This is a genomic window from Actinoplanes derwentensis (genome assembly GCF_900104725.1).
Classification (GTDB): Bacteria; Actinomycetota; Actinomycetes; order Mycobacteriales; family Micromonosporaceae; genus Actinoplanes; species Actinoplanes derwentensis.
In genome coordinates, this window is sequence record NZ_LT629758.1 from 8118471 (window position 1) to 8138549 (window position 20079).

Annotated in this window: 20 protein-coding genes and 1 pseudogene; 14 read left to right on the forward strand and 7 right to left on the reverse strand. The window is 70.1% G+C overall.

Going from position 1 to position 20079, the window contains the following annotated elements:
* The first annotated feature begins 65 nt into the window (after positions 1-65).
* The 3 genes from BLU81_RS36045 (at position 66) to BLU81_RS36055 (ending at position 4301) form a co-directional block, all read left to right on the forward strand.
* Positions 66-422: a histone-like nucleoid-structuring protein Lsr2 gene (locus BLU81_RS36045; protein ID WP_092551691.1), complete on the forward strand. Its 357-nt coding sequence runs from the start codon at positions 66-68 to the stop codon at positions 420-422.
* A 375-nt stretch (positions 423-797) separates the two neighbouring features.
* Entirely contained in the window at positions 798-3320 is a 2523-nt protein-coding gene (locus tag BLU81_RS36050) for an ATP-dependent Clp protease ATP-binding subunit (RefSeq protein ID WP_092558125.1), read from the forward strand.
* Positions 3321-3698: 378 nt separating this feature from the next.
* Positions 3699-4301 (forward strand): DUF4291 domain-containing protein, encoded by a 603-nt coding sequence (locus BLU81_RS36055; protein WP_092551694.1) that lies wholly within the window; start codon positions 3699-3701, stop codon positions 4299-4301.
* Positions 4302-4708: 407 nt separating this feature from the next.
* On the opposite strand, the gene BLU81_RS36060 is transcribed toward BLU81_RS36055, so the two are convergent.
* Positions 4709-5608, reverse strand: a complete 900-nt coding sequence (locus BLU81_RS36060; protein WP_092551697.1) for an HhH-GPD family protein — start codon at positions 5606-5608, stop codon at positions 4709-4711.
* 123 nt (positions 5609-5731) lie between these two features.
* Between BLU81_RS36060 and BLU81_RS36065 the strand changes: the two genes are divergently transcribed.
* Positions 5732-6475, forward strand: coding sequence for an adhesin (locus BLU81_RS36065; protein WP_092551700.1), 744 nt, complete (start codon positions 5732-5734; stop codon positions 6473-6475).
* A 1-nt stretch (position 6476) separates the two neighbouring features.
* Positions 6477-6986, forward strand: coding sequence for a 2'-5' RNA ligase family protein (locus tag BLU81_RS36070; protein ID WP_092551703.1), 510 nt, complete (start codon positions 6477-6479; stop codon positions 6984-6986).
* Positions 6987-7181: 195 nt separating this feature from the next.
* Here the strand turns inward: BLU81_RS36070 and BLU81_RS36075 are convergent, their stop codons facing one another.
* Positions 7182-7745 carry a helix-turn-helix domain-containing protein gene (locus tag BLU81_RS36075; protein WP_092551706.1) on the reverse strand — a complete coding sequence of 188 codons (564 nt, stop codon included), beginning with the start codon at positions 7743-7745 and terminating at the stop codon, positions 7182-7184.
* Between the two features lie 65 nt (positions 7746-7810).
* On the opposite strand from BLU81_RS36075, the pseudogene BLU81_RS36080 reads away from it, so the two are divergent.
* Together BLU81_RS36080 and BLU81_RS36085 are read left to right on the forward strand one after the other, a co-directional pair.
* A pseudogene (locus BLU81_RS36080) lies at positions 7811-8422 on the forward strand (class I SAM-dependent methyltransferase); the annotation flags it as partial.
* Positions 8423-8550: 128 nt separating this feature from the next.
* Positions 8551-9057 (forward strand): DinB family protein, encoded by a 507-nt coding sequence (locus BLU81_RS36085; RefSeq protein ID WP_092551713.1) that lies wholly within the window; start codon positions 8551-8553, stop codon positions 9055-9057.
* A gap of 211 nt (positions 9058-9268) precedes the next feature.
* On the opposite strand, the gene disA is transcribed toward BLU81_RS36085, so the two are convergent.
* The 4 genes from disA to BLU81_RS36105 all read right to left on the reverse strand — a co-directional run bounded on the left by disA (position 9269) and on the right by BLU81_RS36105 (position 13593).
* Positions 9269-10438: a DNA integrity scanning diadenylate cyclase DisA gene (disA, locus tag BLU81_RS36090; RefSeq protein ID WP_092551716.1), complete on the reverse strand. Its 1170-nt coding sequence runs from the start codon at positions 10436-10438 to the stop codon at positions 9269-9271.
* Positions 10439-10525: 87 nt separating this feature from the next.
* Positions 10526-11947 (reverse strand): DNA repair protein RadA, encoded by a 1422-nt coding sequence (radA, locus tag BLU81_RS36095; protein WP_092551719.1) that lies wholly within the window; start codon positions 11945-11947, stop codon positions 10526-10528.
* A gap of 35 nt (positions 11948-11982) precedes the next feature.
* A complete protein-coding gene (locus tag BLU81_RS36100; protein ID WP_092551722.1) occupies positions 11983-12672 on the reverse strand; it encodes a hypothetical protein in 690 nt (229 codons plus the stop codon).
* 93 nt (positions 12673-12765) lie between these two features.
* Entirely contained in the window at positions 12766-13593 is an 828-nt protein-coding gene (locus BLU81_RS36105; RefSeq protein ID WP_092551725.1) for a UbiA family prenyltransferase, read from the reverse strand.
* Positions 13594-13641: 48 nt separating this feature from the next.
* Here BLU81_RS36105 and BLU81_RS36110 point away from each other — a divergent pair, with 48 nt between their 5' ends.
* From BLU81_RS36110 to BLU81_RS36125, 4 genes are read left to right on the forward strand one after another with little or no spacing between them, the layout of a single operon-like run.
* Positions 13642-14349 carry a methyltransferase domain-containing protein gene (locus BLU81_RS36110; protein WP_092551728.1) on the forward strand — a complete coding sequence of 236 codons (708 nt, stop codon included), beginning with the start codon at positions 13642-13644 and terminating at the stop codon, positions 14347-14349.
* Positions 14339-15493 (forward strand): acyl-CoA dehydrogenase family protein, encoded by a 1155-nt coding sequence (locus BLU81_RS36115; protein WP_092551731.1) that lies wholly within the window; start codon positions 14339-14341, stop codon positions 15491-15493. Before BLU81_RS36110 ends, BLU81_RS36115 begins: the two co-directional genes overlap by 11 nt.
* Positions 15487-16551: a type III polyketide synthase gene (locus BLU81_RS36120; RefSeq protein WP_092551734.1), complete on the forward strand. Its 1065-nt coding sequence runs from the start codon at positions 15487-15489 to the stop codon at positions 16549-16551. The genes BLU81_RS36115 and BLU81_RS36120 overlap by 7 nt, the downstream gene beginning before the upstream one ends.
* On the forward strand, positions 16548-17000 hold the full coding sequence (locus tag BLU81_RS36125; RefSeq protein WP_092551737.1) for a DUF6023 family protein: 453 nt from the start codon (positions 16548-16550) through the stop codon (positions 16998-17000). The genes BLU81_RS36120 and BLU81_RS36125 overlap by 4 nt, the downstream gene beginning before the upstream one ends.
* A gap of 141 nt (positions 17001-17141) precedes the next feature.
* On the opposite strand, the gene BLU81_RS36130 is transcribed toward BLU81_RS36125, so the two are convergent.
* Complete coding sequence (locus tag BLU81_RS36130; RefSeq protein ID WP_092551740.1) at positions 17142-17954, reverse strand: hypothetical protein; 813 nt, start codon at positions 17952-17954, stop codon at positions 17142-17144.
* Between the two features lie 350 nt (positions 17955-18304).
* Here BLU81_RS36130 and BLU81_RS36135 point away from each other — a divergent pair, with 350 nt between their 5' ends.
* The 3 genes from BLU81_RS36135 (at position 18305) to ispF (ending at position 20073) form a co-directional block, all read left to right on the forward strand.
* The gene (locus BLU81_RS36135) at positions 18305-18790 is read left to right on the forward strand and encodes a CarD family transcriptional regulator (RefSeq protein WP_092551743.1); all 486 of its coding nucleotides are present in this window, start codon (positions 18305-18307) and stop codon (positions 18788-18790) included.
* 67 nt (positions 18791-18857) lie between these two features.
* A complete protein-coding gene (ispD, locus tag BLU81_RS36140) occupies positions 18858-19568 on the forward strand; it encodes a 2-C-methyl-D-erythritol 4-phosphate cytidylyltransferase (RefSeq protein WP_092558127.1) in 711 nt (236 codons plus the stop codon).
* A gap of 16 nt (positions 19569-19584) precedes the next feature.
* Positions 19585-20073, forward strand: coding sequence for a 2-C-methyl-D-erythritol 2,4-cyclodiphosphate synthase (gene ispF, locus BLU81_RS36145; RefSeq protein ID WP_092558129.1), 489 nt, complete (start codon positions 19585-19587; stop codon positions 20071-20073).
* Positions 20074-20079: the final 6 nt, after the last annotated feature.

The following is a 20079-nucleotide window of genomic DNA, read 5'->3' on the forward strand; positions in this document are numbered from 1 at the left end:
CGCCCCTGGCGTTATTGTCTTCCCATTGCTGGGGAGAGAACCTGTGTTCGGGAGGATAACGGCGCGTGGCCAAGCAGATCATTCACAAGCTGGTCGATGACATCGATGGTGTCGACGCCGACGAGACCGTGAAGTTTGCGCTCGACGGCATTCAGTACGAGATCGACCTCTCGGAGAAGAACGCCGCTAAATTGCGGGAGGTCTTCGAGCCCTACCAGAAGGCCGGCACGAAGGTCGCCCGGGGCGGTGTCGTCGTCGGTGGTCGTGCGGCGCGCGGTCGCGGCGGCGCGACTGCCGACCGGGAGCAGAACAAGGCGATCCGGGAGTGGGCCAAGAAGGCCGGTAAGGACATCTCCGACCGGGGTCGTATCCCGCAGGAGATCGTGGACGAGTTCCACTCGAAGGGCCCCGGCCGGGGCTGACAACCCGGCACGACTCCACGGAGAGGGCGTGCCGACCGAGTCGGCTGCGAACAGCAGCCGTCCTGGTCGGTGCGCCCTCTCCGCGTTTGGCCACCCGGTCCGGCCTGTTCTCACTACGGTTATCCACAGGAGCGGACAGCGTTGTCCACAGGCTGTGGATCGGCAGGATTTCGCTGTACGCGTACACGTTCGGGTGGGGGAACAGCCGCTGAGCGTGCGAAGTTGGCTAAATCAACGTTGCGGATCGTTTCGAGGGGCAGCGAGGGCCCAGCGGAGAGCTTCAGCGGCGATAGAGTTACAGCACGGGCATCACCGATGCCCGTGCGCTGGCCCCGCCAGTTCAGTTGGCGCACGGCACGTGAGGAGCACGAGGGCATGTTCGAGCGGTTCACCGACCGAGCGCGACGGGTTGTCGTCCTGGCCCAAGAAGAGGCCCGGATGCTCAACCACAACTACATCGGGACAGAGCACATCCTGCTCGGCCTGATCCATGAGGGCGAGGGTGTCGCCGCCAAGGCTCTGGAGAGCCTGGGCATCTCCCTCGAGGGTGTCCGCCAGCAGGTCGAGGAGATCATCGGCCAGGGGCAGCAGGCACCGAGCGGGCACATCCCGTTCACGCCACGCGCCAAGAAGGTGCTGGAGCTGTCCCTGCGGGAGGCGCTTCAGCTCGGCCACAACTACATCGGCACCGAGCACATCCTGCTCGGCCTGATCCGCGAGGGCGAGGGCGTCGCCGCCCAGGTGCTGGTCAAGCTCGGCGCCGACCTCAACCGGGTCCGCCAGCAGGTCATCCAGCTGCTCTCCGGCTACCAGGGCAAGGAGCCGGCCGCCGCCGGCACCGCGACCGGCGAGGCCGCACCGTCCACGTCGCTCGTGCTGGACCAGTTCGGCCGCAACCTGACCCAGGCCGCCCGCGAGGGCAAGCTCGACCCGGTCATCGGCCGGGAGAAGGAAATCGAGCGGGTCATGCAGGTGCTGTCCCGGCGCACCAAGAACAACCCGGTGCTGATCGGCGAGCCCGGTGTCGGCAAGACCGCCGTGGTGGAGGGGCTGGCGCAGTCCATCATCAAGGGCGAGGTGCCCGAGACGCTGAAGGACAAGCAGCTCTACACCCTCGACCTGGGTGCTCTGGTCGCCGGTTCGCGTTACCGCGGTGACTTCGAGGAGCGCCTGAAGAAGGTGCTCAAGGAGATCCGCACCCGCGGCGACATCATCCTGTTCATCGACGAGATCCACACGCTCGTCGGTGCGGGTGCCGCCGAGGGCGCGATCGACGCCGCCTCGATCCTGAAGCCCATGCTCGCGCGTGGTGAGCTCCAGACCATCGGCGCGACCACTCTGGACGAGTACCGCAAGCACCTCGAGAAGGACGCCGCCCTCGAGCGCCGCTTCCAGCCGATCCAGGTCGGCGAGCCGTCCCTCGCGCACACCATCGAGATCCTCAAGGGCCTCCGCGACCGTTACGAGGCGCACCACCGGATCAGCATCACCGACGCCGCGCTGGTGGCGGCGGCGACGCTGGCCGACCGATACATCTCGGACCGCTTCCTGCCGGACAAGGCGATCGACCTGATCGACGAGGCCGGGGCACGGATGCGCATCCGCCGGATGACCGCGCCGCCGGACCTCCGTGACTTCGACGAGCGCATCGCGCAGGTGCGCCGCGACAAGGAGTCCGCGATCGACGCGCAGGACTTCGAGCGCGCCGCTCAGCTCCGTGACAAGGAGAAGACCCTGCTGGGCCAGAAGGCGCAGCGGGAGAAGGAGTGGAAGGCCGGCGACCTGGACGTGGTGTCCGAGGTCGACGACGAGCAGATCGCCGAGGTCCTGGGCAACTGGACCGGCATCCCGGTCTACAAGCTGACCGAGGAGGAGACCTCCCGCCTGCTGCGCATGGAGGACGAGCTGCACAAGCGCGTCATCGGCCAGGAGGACGCGGTCCAGGCCGTCTCCAAGGCGATCCGGCGGACCCGGGCCGGTCTGAAGGACCCGAAGCGCCCCAGCGGCTCGTTCATCTTCGCCGGCCCGTCCGGTGTCGGTAAGACCGAGCTGTCCAAGGCCCTCGCGGAGTTCCTGTTCGGTTCCGAGGACGCGCTGATCCAGCTCGACATGTCCGAGTTCCACGACCGCTACACGGTGTCCCGCCTGGTCGGTGCTCCTCCCGGTTACGTCGGTTACGACGAGGGTGGCCAGCTGACCGAGAAGGTCCGCCGCAAGCCGTTCTCCGTGGTCCTGTTCGACGAGATCGAGAAGGCCCACCCGGACGTCTTCAACACGCTGCTGCAGATCCTGGAAGACGGTCGCCTGACCGACGGCCAGGGCCGGATCGTGGACTTCAAGAACACGGTCATCATCCTCACGACCAACCTCGGCACACGTGACGTGGCCAAGGCCGTGTCGCTGGGCTTCCAGGCCTCCGAGGCCGAGGAGTCGTCGTACGAGCGGATGAAGATCAAGGTCAACGATGAGCTGAAGCAGCACTTCCGCCCCGAGTTCCTGAACCGTATCGACGACACGATCGTCTTCCACCAGCTGCGTGAGAAGGAGATCCTCCAGATCGTCGACATCTTCACCGCCCGCATCGAGGGGCAGCTGAAGAACAAGGACATGGGCCTGGAGCTGACCGACAACGCGAAGCGGTACCTGGCGGCCAAGGGCTTCGACCCGGTCCTCGGCGCCCGTCCGCTGCGCCGGACCATCCAGCGTGAGCTGGAGGACACCCTGTCCGAGCAGATCCTCTTCAACGAGCTGCGCCCCGGCCAGATCGTCGTCGTCGACTGCGAGGGCGACCCGGCGAAGTTCGAGAAGTCCAAGCTGGTCTTCAACGGCTCCGAAAAGGGCGCCGAGGTGCCCGACGCGGTGCCAGCCGACCTCGCGGTGCCGACCACCGAGGAGTAGGCAAGACCCTGACGAACAGCCCGGCCGCGTCTCGCGACCGGGCTGTTCGCATGGGGACTACCTTCCCGCCCCTCCACCCTCGGCTGTCACCCGCGCCCCGCGCCCGCCACACCCGCACGCCCGCCGCGCCCGCACCCTTGCGCCCGCCCACCACCTCCTTGCGTCTACGGCCCTGTGCCTAGTGCTCGCCGTCCTTGCACCCACCGCCTTGCGCTCGTGACCCTTGCGCCTCGCGATGCCGCGCCTGGCACCGCGCTCCGCGTCTCGTGCCGCTTGACTTTCCCTGCCCTGCTCGCCCTTCCCCCGGCCCTTACTCGTCACTCCCATTCGGCGGGGTCGTGGAAATGCGGTCGCGGGCAGCGGTCGGCAGGACTGATCATGTGGGCCATGCAGAGGCAGATCAGGGCCGTTTTCGATGACGAGACCGTCACCGTTTATCAGGCCTATTCGCCGGCCATTGCGGTGCCGGCGGCTCGGGCGGGGCGGTTCGTGCCGCCGTTCAAGCAGGACCGGATGACGTGGATCAAGCCGTCGTTCTTGTGGATGATGTACCGCTGCGGGTGGGCTACCAAAGAAGGCCAGGAGCACGTGCTCGCGGTGTCGATCACCCGGGTGGGGTTCGAGTGGGCGCTGGGCAATGCGGTTCTCAGCCACTACGAGCGTGGGGTTCACCCGGATCGGGTCACCTGGCAGCGGCAGCTCAAAAGGGCACCGGCTCGGGTGCAGTGGGATCCGGAGCGGGACCTGCGGCTGCGGGAGTTGCCCTACCGGTCGCTGCAGTTGGGGCTGGGCGGGGCGGCGGTGCCCCGCTACGTCGACGAGTGGATCACCGGGATCACCGACGTGACCGGACTGGTCCGGGAGATCCGCGGGCTTCTGGACGCAGATGACGAGGACGCCGCGAGCGCCCTGCTGCCGGTCGAGCGCCCCTATCCGCTGCCGGCGGAGATCGCCGCCCACCTCAGGGCCACCAGCGACTGACTCCGGGCCGCCGCAGGGCGACTTCCGAGCCACTTGCGGGGCCTGCCCGCATCAGAGAGCCGTGCGGAGTTAGAGCTGGGCCCGCCTCAGGGCCGTGTGACATTAGGGCCCTGAGGCGGCCCGGCCCGGCTTGCCCGGCCTGCTCTGCCCGGCTTGCCCGGCCTGCTCTGCCCGGCCTGCCCGGCCCGGCGGCAACGCGTGTTGTCGGGGCCGAGCGGGGCCGACCCGCGTCAGGGCTGTGTGGTGAGTTCGGGTGCGAATCGAACCCGAACTCACCACGCAGAAGGGCGTGCGCTGTGGGGGCGGGACCGCGGGCGGTGAGTGGCGCATTCGGCCCGGCGGGCGCGGGTCGGTCTTGGCCGTCGCCTGCCTTGCGGGGTGGGGGCGGGACCGTTGGGTGGGGCGTACTAGAAAAGGGTTTGGATCTCGCCCTTCGGCGCGTCGCCGGCCAGCACGAAATCGTCGGCGCCCAGGGTTTCGATCAGGCCGTCCTCGACCATGCCGGCTAGCGCGCGGGTCCGCTGTACCTCGTCCTGCCAGACCATGTCGAGGCGTTGGCGGGGGACCGGGCCGGTGGTGTGCCGCAGTACCTCCAGGAGCAGGCCGCGGACCTGCCGGTCGGTGCCCGCGTAGCGCTGCGGTTTGCGACTGGGGCCCTCGGGCAGCGGCTGGCCGGTGAGTCGCCACGCGCACACCTGGTGGAACGGGCAGTCGACGCATCGGGGGGAGCGGGCGGTGCAGACGATGGCGCCGAGTTCCATGAAGGCGATGCTGGCGCGGGCCGCGGTGGGCGCGTCCGGTGGCAGCAGGGCTTCCATGGCGACCAGGTCGGCGGTGGTGGTCGCCGGTCCCGCGTCGGGTTTGCCTTCGACGGCGCGGCAGACGACCCGCCGCACGTTGGTGTCGACGACCGGGTGCCGCTGGCCGTAGGCGAACGTCGCCACCGCCCGCCCGGTGTACGTCCCGACGCCCGGCAGCGCGAGCAGCTCGTCCAGGTCGGAGGGGACCCGGCCGCCGTGGCGTTCGACGATCGCGACCGCGCAGGCGTGCAGGCGCATCGCCCGGCGCGGGTATCCGAGCCGTCCCCACATCCGGATCGCCTCCGACGGCGGATCGTCGGCGAGCGCGGCCGGGACGGGCCAGCGGGTCATCCAGGAGCGCCAGGCGGGTTCGACGCGCACGACCGGGGTCTGTTGCAGCATCACCTCGCTGACCAGTACTCCCCAGGGGGTGGTGTCCGGCTGCCGCCAGGGCAGATCGCGGGCGTTTGCGGCGTACCACGTGATGGCTTCGTCGGCGAGAGTCATAGCCCGTTCACTGTAGGCGGGTGCGCGGATCCACTGACTAACGACCGGTGCGTGAGTTGGTGTCGCATAACCGGCGTGCCGTGCACATAGCGATGGGCATGCGGGTCTAACGTAAGCGCCATCATGCGTGCGACGGTTGGTCCCCTCCCTTCCGCTGTCTACTGGCGGCGGCGTCTGGTCGTGCTGGGCGCGGTGCTGCTCGGCGTCATCGTGCTGTTCGTCTCCTGTTCTGGCGGGGACGAATCGGAGCCGAAGAAGACGGCCGGTTACCCGACTCCGGCTGCCGGAAATCCGTCGGCGACGCCTTCCCTGGAGGAGAGCGCGCCCGGTGTCGGCCCCGCGTTGCCGGACCCGGCCGACATCAAGTCGGAGAAGCCCGACGAGGACGACGTGCTGCCCGGGCCCGCGTCTCCGGCCGTCACCTTCCCGGCCGACAACGGCACCGGTACTGGCACTGGCACCGGTACTGGCACCACGTGCGCGGACGCTGAGCTTCAGCTCACACCCGTGCCGGCTGACACGTCGCCGCTGCGGGGCGCTCCGACCGACATCCAGATCAGGATCAAGAACGTCGGCGGCCGCACCTGCACCCGGGACCTGGGTTCCAGCGCGCAGGAGCTCTACATCGAGCAGGGTGCGCAGAAGTTCTGGTCCTCCGACCAGTGCACCACCAACTCGGAGAACGAGGTCGTCAGCCTGGCTGCCGGGGCCGAGAAGTTCTTCAAGATCACTTGGAACGGCCGCTCGTCCACCCAGTGTGCCGACAACGCGCCGTCCGGGCCATCGTTGTCGACCGGGCCGTACGCACTGCGCGCCCGCCTGGACACCAAGGTCAGCGACCCGGTCGTGCTGACCGTCGTCGACTGAGTTGGTCGCGGCACTCGAGCTCCACCTGGACGTCGACACGACACGCCGGATCCGAACCCTCTGGCGTGCCCTCGACGCCGAAGGCATCCCGTCCCTCGGCTCCCTGCACCAGAAACACCGCCCGCACCTCTCGCTGGCCGCCGCCCACCGCATCGACCCGGAAGCGGTCGCCGCCGCCCTGGCCGGTTTCCCGGTCGGCCGAGGCCTGAGCGTGAGCTTCGACTTCGTCGGCCAGTTCGTCGGCCGGGTCCTGTGGCTGGGCGTGACGATGACCCCGGAGTTGCTCGATCACCACCGCGAGGTCCACGACCGCCTGGCCGCGGGCGGCGTCGAGATCTGGGAGCACTACCGCCCCGGCCGCTGGGTACCTCACTGCACGATCTCGCTACGCGTGCCCAACCCGGTGATGGCTCCCGCGATCCGCCGCTGCCTGGAGTACCTCCCGATCCGCGCCACGATCACCGGAGCCGCGGTCGCCGACCACGTCAACGACATAGATCAACCCCTCTGAATTCTGTACGCCCGTCAACAGCCCCGCCCCCACCCCGCAAGGCAGGCGCCCTTCCGGGCCGACCCGCGACCGCCGGGCCGAATGCGGTGGTGCCGGAAAAATCCCCCGCGGCCCGGCCGCCTGCCCCGCCCGGCCGCCGACGGCCCGCCCCGCCGCTCCTTCTCACCTCCGCCTCGAATGCGGTGGTGGCGGAAGTCAGAGGTGAGCCCGTTCGCCCTGCGGCCCGAACAGGGTGAGCAATTCCGCCGGCTGACTGTCCGCGCTGCCGATCCAGTGCGGCAGCCGGGTGTCGAACTCGGCGGCCTCACCCGGCCCCAACTCGAACTCCTGGTCCGCGAGCACAAAACGAACCCGCCCGTTGAGCACGTAGAACCACTCGTACCCCTCATGGGTCTGCGGCGCCAGAGCGGATGCCTGCCCCACCGGCGGATAGATCACCTTGTAGGCCTGCACACCACCGGGCCGACGGGTCAGCGGCACCACGGTCATCCCGGCCCGCCGAACCGGCCGCAGGTGAATGCGGGGGTCACCGGTCGGCGGCGCGGCCACCAGATCGTCGAGCGGCACCTCATGCGCCCGGGCCAGCGGCAGAAGCTGCTCCAGAGTCGGGCGCAGCTTCCCGTTCTCCAGCCGTGACAGGGTGCTCGCCGTCAGATTGGTCTCAGCCGCCAGTTCCGCCAGGGTGATGCCCCGAGCTTGCCGGAGCGCCCGTAGCCGAGACCCGACCCCGGCGAGAACATCCTCTTCCACACTGCCCATCAACTCATCATGCGGATCCGCAACTTTTCTTGCAAGACGGCGACGAGCGGGTTGATGCTGGCGCCATGGTCACCGAAGCCGAACAGTTCTGGGACGACCACTACCGCTCCCGCCGCACCTGGGGCGGCCGTCCCAATCCATTGCTGGCCGAGGTCGCCGCCCCGCTGACCCCCGGTTCCGCCCTGGACCTGGGCTGCGGCCCCGGCGGCGACACCATCTGGTTGGCCCAGCAAGGCTGGCAGGTAACCGCTGTAGACATTTCCAGAACCGCCATCGAGGGCATCCGTTCGCACGCCACTTCCCTCGGCCTCGGCGGCCGGGTGACGGCCGACCCGCACGACCTCGGCGAGAGCTTCCCGGCCGGGACGTTCGATCTGATCTCCGCGCAATACCTGCACACCCCGATCGACCTGGACCGCGGACGGCTGCTGCGGCAGGCCGCCCGATCGTTGCGTCCCGGCGGCCTGCTGCTGATCGTGGACCACGGTTCCATCGCTCCCTGGTCCTGGAACCAGGACCCGGACACCCACTTCCCGACCCCCACCGAGGTAGCCGCCGAGATCGCCCTGGACCCCACCGAATGGCCCGCACTTCGCGCCGACATGCCCCGCCGCCAGGCCACCGGCCCCGGCGGCCAGTCCGCCCTGGTCACCGACAACGTGCTGCTTATCCAACGCGCAGGCGCCCAGCCCTCAGCCCGCCGGGTAGCTGAGACCCAGTTGCCGGGTCGCCTGCATGGGGAGGCGCAGTCGTCGGGTCGACTGAACGAGGAGACGCAGCCCTCAGCCCGTCATCGGGGGATCGTGTGACTGCCGCCGCGCCGAATCGTCGTCGCCGAGCCAGGGACCTCGGCCCACCGTGGACCGGGGCTGGGGAGAAGTCCACCCTGCTGGGGGTACTCGACTATCTCCGTGGCTCGATCGCCGGCAAGGTCGCCGACGTGCCGGAACCACAGGTTCGCGCCAGCGGGGTGCCGTCCGGGACGAACCTGCTGGGACTGATCAAGCACCTGACATTTGTCGAACGGTTCTACTTCCTCGGTGAGCCGATCGAGAACCTGACCCGCACCATGAAACCCGGCCCGAACGAGTCCGTCGACGGCTTGCTCGACGCCTACCGGCAGACGAACGCAGCGGTCAACGAGGTCATCGAAGCGTGCGAGGACCTGACGGAACCCGCACCCCGAGTACCCGGCCGTGGACTGGGGCCGACGATGCGCTGGGCGCTGGTTCACATGATCGAGGAAACCGGCCGACATGCCGGCCACGCCGACATCCTGCGCGAACAGATCGACGGCTCAACCGGCCGCTGACCGCCGATCCCCTTCCCGGCCGGACCAAGGGGCCACACCAAGGCCGGACCACGGCACACCAAGGTCCGGACCGGACCGGGCCAAGTGGTCAGACCGCCCGGGACCAGACCGCACCGTCCCGATCCGAGACCACCAACTGGCCGGATCAGAACGGTCAAACCCGGTCAGGGTCGGGGCGGGCCTGGTCGGAAGAGCCGGGTGCGGGCGGGGCTCAGACGTACCGTTCCAGGATGGAGGCCTCGGCCAACCGGGACAGGCCCTCGCGGACTCCGCGGGCTCGGGCGTCGCCGACGCCCTCGACGGCCTGCAGGTCTTCGACGGTGGCGCCCAGCAGGCGCTGCAGGCTGCCGAAGTGGTCGACCAAGCGGTCGACGATCTGGGCCGGGAGCCGCGGGACCTTGGCGAGCAGCCGGAAGCCGCGTGGTGAGACGGCCGAGTCCAGCGAATCGGAGGCGCCGGGGTAGCCGATGGCCTTGGCGACCGCGACCAGGTCGATCATCTCGGTGGCGGTGAGCAGGTCGAGTTCGACCAGCGCCTCGTCGAGGGTGCGAGCCTTGCGGCCGGTCGGCAGGTAGTCGCGGATGACCAGGGTGCGGTCGGCGTCGACACCGGCCATCAGCTCGTCGAGCTGGAGGGCGAGCAAGCGGCCGTCGGTGCCGAGCTCCACCACGTAGCCGGAGATCTCGTCGGCGATCCGGCGCACCATCTCCAGTCGCTGGACCACGGCGACGGCGTCACGGACCGTAACCAGGTCTTCGATCTCCAAGGCGGAGAGGGTGCCGGACACTTCGTCGAGGCGGAGTTTGTAGCGCTCCAGGGTGGCGAGCGCCTGGTTGGCCCGGGACAGGATGGCGGCCGAGTCGTCGAGGACGTGCCGCTGCCCGTTCACATAGAGCCCGATGATGTGCATCGACTGGCTCACCGAGATCACCGGGAAGCCGGACTGTTTCGCCACCCGCTCGGCGGTGCGGTGCCGGGTACCGGACTCCTCGGACGGGATCGACGGGTCCGGCATCAGGTGCACGGCGGCCCGCACTATTCGGGTGCCGTCGCTGGACATGACCACCGCGCCGTCCATCTTGCACAGCTCACGCAGCCGGGTCGCGGAGAACTCCACATCGAGCGGGAACCCGCCGGTGCAGATGGTCTCCACGATCGGGTCGTAACCGAGCACGATCAGCGCGCCGGTGCGGCCGCGCAGGATGCGCTCCAGACCGTCGCGCAGCGCGGTGCCGGGGGCCATCAGAGCCAGATTGGCCCGGAGCGGTTCGTTCGCACCGCCTGTCAGGGCCGGTGTCATCGCGCGATGCCCCGCTCCGTTGACGCCGGGACGTGGCGGTGAACTGGTGGCGGGCTTGGAGGCATCGCGGTCGAGCGGCACCCGGACATTCTACGGACTGTCATCCACGCCAACGAGGTATGGCTCAATGAATGCTCCGTAGCGTGATGAATCGTGACTCAGCGTCGATCAACGTGAGCTGTGCTCGGCCGCGGCGCGGGCCGCACTCTGCAATGCCGACTGCAGGTTGCCGACCTCGACGACCTGCATGCCCTTGGGCGTGCCGTCCGAACCGTCCGGCCCACACCCGGTGGGCACCAGTGCGACCTTGAAACCGAGCCGTGCCGCTTCGGCGAGCCGCCGCCCGACCGCACCCACCCGGCGGATCTCCCCGGTCAGGCCGACCTCGCCGATCGCTACCAGATGCGGTGCCATCGCCAGGTCGAGGCCACCGGACGCGACCGCCAGAGCCATCGCCAGGTCGGCCGACGGCTCGGTCAGCCGGATGCCGCCCACAGTAGCCGCGAACACCTCACGGTTGTAGAGCTTGAGCTGTTTGGTACGCCGCTCCAGCACCGCCAGCACCATGGCGAGCCGCGCGTGGTCGAGCCCGGAGACGGTGCGCCGGGGTGATCCCTGCACCTCGGCCCCGATCAGCGCCTGCACCTCGGTGACCAGCGCCCGCCGGCCCTCCATCGCCACCGTGACGCAGGTGCCCGGCACCGGCTCCTGATAGCGGGTGAGGAACAACCCGGACGGGTCGGGCAGGCTGGTGATGCCGCCCTCGTGCATCTCGAAACAGCCCACCTCGTCGGCGGCGCCGAACCGGTTCTTCACCCCACGGACCAGGCGCAACGACGAATGCTTGTCACCCTCGAAGTGGAGCACCACGTCGACCAGGTGCTCCAGCACCCGGGGCCCGGCCACCTGACCGTCCTTGGTGACGTGGCCGACCAGCACGATGGCGATGCCCCGCTCCTTGGCGATCGCGACCAGGGCGGCGGTGACCGCGCGGACCTGGGTGACACCGCCGGGAACGCCCTCGGTGCCGGGCGCGGAGACGGTCTGCACCGAGTCGAGCACCAGCAGACCGGGCCGGACCGCGTCCAGGTGACCGATCACCGTCCCCAGATCGTTCTCCGAGGCCAGGAAGAGTTTCTCGTGCAGGGCGTCGAGTCGCTCGGCGCGCAGCCGCACCTGGCTGACCGACTCCTCACCACTGACCACCAGAGAGGGGGTGCCGGCGCCGACGGCCCACTGCTGGGCCACGTCGAGCAGCAGCGTGGACTTGCCCACACCGGGCTCACCGGCGAGCAGCACCACCGCGCCGGGCACCAGGCCGCCGCCGAGAACCCGGTCGAGCTCGCTGACACCGGTCGGGATGGCCCGGGCCGGGGCCACGCTGATCTGTGCGATCGGGCGGGCCGGCTCGGCCGGCATCCGGGAGCTGACCACCCGGCCGGAGACCGGAACGGTCACCGTGGACTCGATGATCGAGCCCCACTCGCCACAGTCCGGACAGCGCCCCAGCCACTTGGGCGGCTGATGGCCACAGGCGTCACAGACGTACGAGGCCCGGGGTGCCTTGGCGGTGGAACGGGAGGTGGTCACCCCGACAAGCTAGCTCGCGGGTACGACATACCCGTTCAGTGGCCGCCCTCGGCCTCTTCGATCTCGGCCGAGCCGCGCGGCGCGGGGGTCAGCGGGGAGGCGACCGGCGCCTCCACGTTCAGCTTGGCGTCGCCGTTGCTGAACTCGAAGACCAGGGCGACGGCCATGCCCGGCTTCAGTTCCTCCTGGAGACCGAGGATCTGGAGCTGGCTGGCGTCGGTCGGCCGGAACACCGCCGAACCCTGCGGACCGATCTTGATCTGGGCGGGCTGCACCGAGGTCGCCGGCTCCGCGGGCGGAGTGCTGGCCTCGGGCTCGGCGGACGCACCCGAGGAGGGCTCGCCCGATGCCGGGGTGCCGACCTGACCGGGTGTCGTGACGGTCGCGGTGCTCACGAAGCCGACCCGGGTGCCGGTGACGACCTGGGGCCGCTCCACCGGCTGCGGGCTGATCGTGACGGTGACCGCCTCGTTGCTCTGGTTGTAGAGGTTGACCTCGAGCGGAGCATCCTCCTGCGCGTGGTAGCCCTCGACCCCGTTGTACTCCACCTGCAGGTTGCGGATGAGCACGCTGCCGTTCTCGGACTGGGCGTTGACGCCGGCGATCGGCGTGTCCAGGATGGCGGTTTCGGCGACCTGACCGGCCGAGCATCCGCCCAGAGCAAGGGCAGCGACCGTGGCGGCACCCGCGACCAGTGTGGCGCGACGGGTTCCCAGCGAGCGCATCACGATCCTCCAAATAGAGACACCAAGGTGTTAGATCAGCGTAGTGGGCGCCGATCGGCCGCGTGCGGGGACCCATCCATCAGGCCTCGGAGATCACGTCACCCGGCCGCTGACGACCAGCAGGACCACGTCGATCAGGGCGACCACGATGACCGCCCGGAAGAGCGCGACCGGCCGGCCGGCGGTGCGCCGGGCGGCGTACCAGCCCACTGGAAGGACCAAGGCGGCGGCCGCGCCCGCCGCCAGACCCGGCCAGGACGGCGGCCCGGGCGGCCCGAGGACCAGGGTGACCGTCGCGCCCAGCAGGAGCACCGCCGCGGCCAGTTGGGATCCGGCGGAGCCGATCCGGTGTGGCAGCCCGCGCACCCCGGTGGCCGCGTCGTCGGCCAGGTCCGGCAGCACGTTGGCGAAGTGGGCGCCACCGCCGAGCAGTGCCCCGGCCAGAACCAGCCACACCGGTGGCGCCGGCCGACCGGGTAGCGCGAGCACTACGAAGGCGGGCAGGAGACCGAAACTGATCAGGTATGGCACGATCGAGAACGCGGTGTTCTTCAGCGGCCAGTCGTAGAGCAGTGCGGATCCGAGCGCCACCGAGATCGCCAGCGTGGCCGGGAGCCCCAGCGGCAGCGCGAACAGTGGCACGGCCAGCGCCGCGACCACCCCGGCCACCCCGACCGCCCGCGCCGAGATCGCGCCCGTAGTGATCGGCTTGTCCCGGCGGCCACTGGCCCGGTCCCGGTCGGCGTCCAGCCGGTCGTTGACCCAGCCGACCGCGAGCTGACTGGCCGCCACCGCCGCCGCGATCGCCGCGAGCCGCCATCCGCGATGGCCCACTCCCAGCGCGAGCAGGGTGATGGCGAGGGTGACGCCGCCGCCGGGTTCCGGATGTGACGATCTGAGCAGTGCGAGCACACGGGACATGTCTCGTAAGTGTGGCCGCCGCGGCGTTCCCGTGCCAGTCTCGATCGCATGCGATCGATGCCGCGCAACGATCCACGCCAATATGACGACCTCGCCGCCGAGTGGTGGCACCCGGCCGGGCGTTTTGCTCTTCTGCACTGGCTGGCCGCCGCCCGGGCCGCCCTGATCCCACCGGCCGGGGCACCCGGCCGGGTCCTGGTCGACGCCGGTTGCGGTGGCGGCCTGCTCGCCCCGCACGTGCGGGACAAGGGTTACCGGCACATCGGTGTCGATCTGCGCCGGTCCGGTCTGCGGCAGGCCGCACCACGGGGCGTGACCGCGGTGAACGGTGACGTGACCGCGTTGCCGCTGGCCGCCCGCAGTGCCGACGTGGTGGTGGCCGGCGAGATCCTGGAGCACGTCACCGACCTGCCCGCGACGGTGGCCGAACTGTGCCGGGTGCTGCGGCCCGGCGGTCTGGTGGTGCTCGACACGGTCAACGACACCGGGCTCAGCCGCCTGATCACGGTGACTCTGGCCGAGCGGTTCGGGATCGCCCCGCGGGGCCTGCACGATCCGGCGCTGTTCGTGTCACCGGTCCGCCTGGTCGCCGAGTTCGCCCGGTGCGGGGTGACGCTGACCGTGCGCGGGGTGCGCCCCAGTCTGCGCGGGCTGTTCCGCTGGCTGGTGCTGCGGCAGGCGGTGGACGGGCCACGGATCCGGCCGACCTTCTCCACCGCGGTGCTCTACCAGGGGACGGGCCGTCATGCTGGCTGAAGCGCGGCGGTTGGCTCCCCGTTTCGCGGCCCGGGCGGCGGCCTCCGACCGGGATGGCTGTTTCCCGGTGGACGACTTCGCCGAACTCGGGTCCGCCGGGTTCTTCGGCCTGCTGGTTCCGGCCAAGCTGGGTGGGGCGGGCGCGGGCTTCGCGGAGTACGCCGAGGTCGCCTACGAACTGGCCCGTGGCAACGGCGCCACCGCCCTGGTCTTCAACATGCACGCCTCGGTGACCGGTGCTCTCGGCGGGATCAGTGACGAGCTGGCCGAGGCGCTCGGACTGCCGCCGGGGGCGCTGACCGCCCGGGACGAGTTCCTGAAAGCGGCGGCGGGCGGCTCCTGGTACGCGGTGGCGATGAGCGAACGCGGGGCCGGCTCCCGGCTGTCCCGGATGAGCACCACCTACCAGCCGGTCGACGGCGGCTACCGGATCACCGGGGCCAAGACGTTCTGCTCGGGAGCGGGCCACGCCGACGCCTATCTGATCGCCGCTCGCAGTGCCGATGATCCGGCCCGGGTCTCCCAGTTCCTGGTGCCGGCCGGTGACGGGCTGCGGGTCGAACCCACCTGGGACGCGCTCGGCATGCGTGCCACCGGCTCACACGACCTGCACGTCGACGTCACGGTGCCGGCCTCGGCGCTGCTCGGCGGTATGGAGGGGCTGGCGCTGGTGGCGGCCCAGCTCGCGCCGCACTGGATGGTGGCCAGCTACGCCGCCGTCTACGTGGGAGTGGCCCGGGCCGCCGTCGACGCCGCGATCGACCACGTCAACGCCCGTGGTCTGGCCGGGCTCCCGGCGGTGCGGTCCCGGATCGGCCGGGCCGACGCCGCGGTGTCCGCCGCGCACCTGACCGTCCGGGAGGCGGCCCGCCGGGTCGACGAGGCACCCGGTGAGGCCGAGACGAACCGCTGGGTGTGGCGGGCCAAACTGCTCGCCGGAACCACCGCGGCCGAGGTCGCCGCGTCGATGCTGGAGGCGGCCGGCACGTCCGCGATGCGCCGCGGCCACCCGCTGGAACGCCTCTACCGGGATGCCCGCGCCGGCTCGCTGCAACCGGCTACCAGCGACGTCTGCGCCGACTGGCTCGGCGTGGACGCGCTCGGCGGCGACCCGGACGCCGACGGTGTGGCGCCCCGGTGGTGACCGGCCCGGTGATCGCCGGCATCGGGGTGGCCCTGCCGCCGTCGGCCCGCCAGGACGACCTCTGGGACGGCTACTTCAGTCGGCACTACGCCGGCCCGCGGGCGGCCCTGGCACGCCGGATCTTCGCCAACTCCGGGGTGCGGACCCGGCAGTCCGTGGTGAGCCCGCTGCTGGAGGACGTCTCCGGCTGGTCCACCGAGCGCCGGATGCGCCGGTACCAGGCCGAGGCGATACCGCTGGGCAAGGCCGCGGTGAGCCGGGCACTGGAGAGTGCCGGGCTCACCGCAAGTGATCTGGGTCTTTTCGCGGTCTGCTCGTGCACCGGCTATGCCACTCCCGGACTCGACATCCTGCTGGCCCGGGATCTCGGCATGTCACCGAGCGTGCAACGGCTCTTCATCGGCCACATGGGGTGTTACGCCGCGTTACCGGGGATCGGGGTGGTCAGTGACTTCGTGACCGCACGCGGCCGGCCGGGGCTGCTGCTCTGCGCCGAGCTCACCAGCCTGCACCTGCAGCCGCCCGCTGCGCGGACGGACATTCAGCAGATCGTCTCCCACGCGTTGTTCGCGGATGCCGCGGCCGCCGTCGTGGTCACTCCCCAATCCGAGGCCGGGTACGTCGTACGAGAGGTCGCCGCGATCACCGACACCTCCACGGCCGACCATATGACCTGGGAGATCACTGATCTGGGGTTTCGGATGGGGCTGTCGCCGAAGGTGCCGTCGGTGCTCGCCACCCACGTCCGTGGACTGGTCCTGGAGGTGCTCGGCCGGCACGGTCTGGGTATCGCCGACGTCGACGGGTGGGCCGTGCACCCGGGCGGCCCGAAGATCCTCGACGTGGTTCAGGAGAAGCTGGGACTCGCCGGTTCCGCGCTCGCCGAGTCCCGAGGGGTACTCGCCGCGTACGGGAACTCCTCCTCACCCACCGTGTTACTGGTGCTCGACGAACTGCTCCGCCGCCCGGTCCCACCGAGATCGATCATCATGCTCGCCTTCGGTCCCGGCCTCACCCTCTATGTCACTCTTCTGGAGGGCTCTACTCTCGCAGCGTGAGCGGTGAACGGGGACGCGGTGTGGTGCTGTACGCGCTGACCGCAGTGAGCATGGTGATCGGCCTGATGTGGTGGTGGCGTGCCGCACCCCGTCAGGCCGTCGACGACCGCCTGACCAGGTGGCGGTTCACCGCTGAACAGCTGCTGCCCGACGGCGGTGATCACGAGCGGGCCAGCACCATCCCGTTGGACGCCGGGACCCAGCACGAGGAGGCCGTCGCCGTCGACCGTGGCAACTTCCAGGTCTCGGTGGTGTGCGCCGGTGACAACGGCAGCCGGGTCCGGGTCAGCCTCGGCATCGGCGACTCCGGCCGGGGCCTGCGCTGCTCCGGCTCCCGGACGCCGGAAGTCTTCAGCGTCGGCCTGGCGCACGAACTCCATCTGACCGTCACCGTCGAGTCCACCACCCCGATCGTCTTTCGTTACACCCTGCAGCGCGCCAACGGGTGATCCCGGGAGGGTTACGTCTCGGCCGTCGCCTCCGCCCGGCGGTCGTGGGGTGACCTTGCGTCGCGCGGACGTCGCGTGGGGCTGCGGGACCCGTGATTTCGGCGGGACATGCTGGTCCGTACCAGAAAGGGGTTTTGGTCTTTATAGGCGCGCGAGGTCGGGGCGGATCGTTTCGATCGAGGCGGTCCGGGGGTGGATCCGGACTATCTCGCCGGTCTTGTCGACCAGGATCGCCGCGGCGGTGCCGTCGGGGTCGGAGAGGTCCAGTTGGTGGCGGAGCGTGTCGGTGCGGTCCTGCAGGAACGTGACGGTCTTGCCGCCGGCGTGTGCGGTGGGGAGTGTGGGCAGGACGCCCGCGGAGACCGGTGGGCTCGCGGAGAGGCTGCTAGTGGTGGTCGACGGGCTCGCCGAGAGGCCTCTCGTGGTGATCACCAGGACCGTGACGCCGGGGGCGGCGGCGGCCACCGTGTCGTCGAGCAGCCGCGCGCAGTCGCAACCGTCGGTGAGCAGCAGGACCGCGGGGAGGCTGCCCAGGATCGAGGCGCTCTGGCCGTCGGCGCCGATCAGGTCGAGCGCGGGCAGTCGGCCGACCCGGCTCTCGGTGGTGCCGGAGGTGCGCTGGGTGGCCGGCTGCCGGGCCGGGCCGGGCCAGGCCGAGGCGAAGAGGCTCGCGATGGTGACCAGGACCGCCACCGAGACGATCAGGGCGGGTGTGCGCATCAGGAGGGAACCGAATCGGCGGGTCCGGCGGATCGCGGGCCGGCGCACGAACAGCTGCCAGCGGGTGAGTGGCGGGCCGGTGCGCAGTTCGGCGCGAACCGCCTCGACCTCGTCGGCCAGCTCCGAGAGGTCGTCGGGAATGACGATGACCCCCCACTCCTCGGGAAGGTCCGGGAGGTCGTCGGGGGACTCGCCCCCGGGCGGCCTGCCGTCGTTGTCGCTCGCGCCAGCCATGACTCAACCTCCCCCCTGGCCGACCAGATCTTGCTTCGGTCGGGGAACTTCCGTCCAGCCTCCCGCACGTGAGGCCACATCGCCAGTGCTGCACCGATGCGGACCTTAGCGATAAGCTTGATCTGACAAAGCCATCAAGTCGGGAATTCCCGACTTGGTGTGCACCGGTTGGCCGGTAAAGCCCGTCACTGTCCTGTCACTTTGAGTTACTTAGGCAGCTTCTCGCGTTGCTGTCAAGCGGTAGAAAGCCCCGTCACAGGGCCTCTGAGCTGCACTAACAGTGACCGTCAGGGCGAGACAGGGGCGCCTGAGCGTGTTACCCTAGACACAGCGAAAGGGGTTTCGAACCTATGGTTTTCAGTGTCGGCGAGACCGTTGTTTACCCCCACCACGGGGCCGCACTCATCGAGGCAATCGAGACTAGGGTCATCAAGGGCGTCGAAAGGAAGTACCTCGTTCTGCGTGTCGCCCAGGGCGATCTGACTGTTCGAGTGCCCGCTGAGAACGCCGAAGAAGTCGGCGTGCGTGAAGTGGTCGGCGAGGAAGGCCTAGGCAAGGTCTTCGACGTCCTCCGTGCCCCGCACACCGAAGAGCCGACCAACTGGTCGCGGCGCTACAAGGCAAACCTGGAGAAGCTCGCTTCCGGGAACCCGCTCAAGGTCGCGGAAGTTGTTCGTGACCTTTGGCGTCGTGAGCGCGAGCGTGGCTTGTCGGCGGGCGAGAAGCGGATGCTTGCCAAGGCCCGTGACATTCTGGTCGGCGAGGTCGCCCTCGCGGAGAAGAGCACCAAGGATGAGGCCGAGGTCCTGCTCGACAAGGTCCTCACCGAGGCCTGATCCACCGACGCCATCCTTCTTTACTATGTCTGACTCACCTCGTGTGTCCGGCGACAACGACAGCGACGTGACCGCGCAGCTCAATGCTCGCGGTGACGTCGCTGTCGTCGTTCCCGCCGCTGGTGCCGGAGTGCGACTCGGGCCCGGCGCCCCGAAAGCCCTACGCCTGCTCGACGGCGAGCCGCTGCTGGTGCACGCGGTCCGGCGAGCGGCCGCCGCCCCGTCGGTCCGCATGATCGTCGTGGCCGCCCCGCCGTCCGAGGTCGAGGCCGTGCACGCCCTGCTCGCCCCGGTCGCCCCGGTGACCGTGGTCGCCGGCGGTGCCGAGCGGCAGGACTCGGTCGCCGCCGCCCTCGCCGCGGTTCCCGGCGACATCGGCATCGTCCTGGTCCACGACGCTGCCCGCTGTCTCGCGCCCGCCGACCTTTTTGAGCGAGTCGCCGCTACGGTGCGTGACGGTGCCGGGGCGGTCATCCCGGCGTTGCCGGTGGTCGACACAATCAAAGAGGTCGATGCCAGCGGCCGGGTGCTCGGCACGGTCGACCGTTCGGTCCTTCGCGCCGTGCAGACCCCGCAGGGTTTCAGTGCTCCGCTGCTGCGAGCCGCGCACGCCGCGGCTGCCGACTCGCACACCGACGACGCGGGCGCGGTCGAGAAGCTCGGCCACCACGTCGTCTGCGTGCCCGGGTCGGACTTCGCGCTGAAGATCACCAGGCCGATCGACCTGGCCGTCGCCACCCATCTGCTGACCCTGCCGCCGCCGTCGGCTCAGCAGTGAAATTAGGGTGGTCGGCGTGATCATTCCGCGGGTGGGTACCGGCACCGACGTTCATGCCTTCGACCCGGAACGGCCCTGCTGGGTCGCCGGGCTGCACTGGCCCGGCGAGCCGGGGCTGGCCGGGCACTCGGACGCCGACGTCGCCGCGCACGCCGCCTGTGACGCGCTGCTCTCCGCCGCCGGGCTCGGTGACCTGGGCAGCAACTACGGCACCAGCCGGCCCGAGTGGGCCGGAGCGTCCGGCGTCACCCTGCTCACCGAGACGGCGCGCCGAGTCCGGGCCGCCGGTTTCGAGATCGGCAACGTGTCGATCCAGGTCATCGGCAACCGCCCGAAGATCGGCAAACGTCGCGCCGAAGCCGAGAAGACCCTCTCCGAGTCGGTCGGAGCCCCGGTGACCGTGGCCGGCACCACCACCGACGGGCTCGGCCTCACCGGCCGCGGTGAGGGCCTGGCCGGGACGGCGGTCGCCCTGGTGTACGCCACTCAAACACCGTCCAGCTAGACCGCC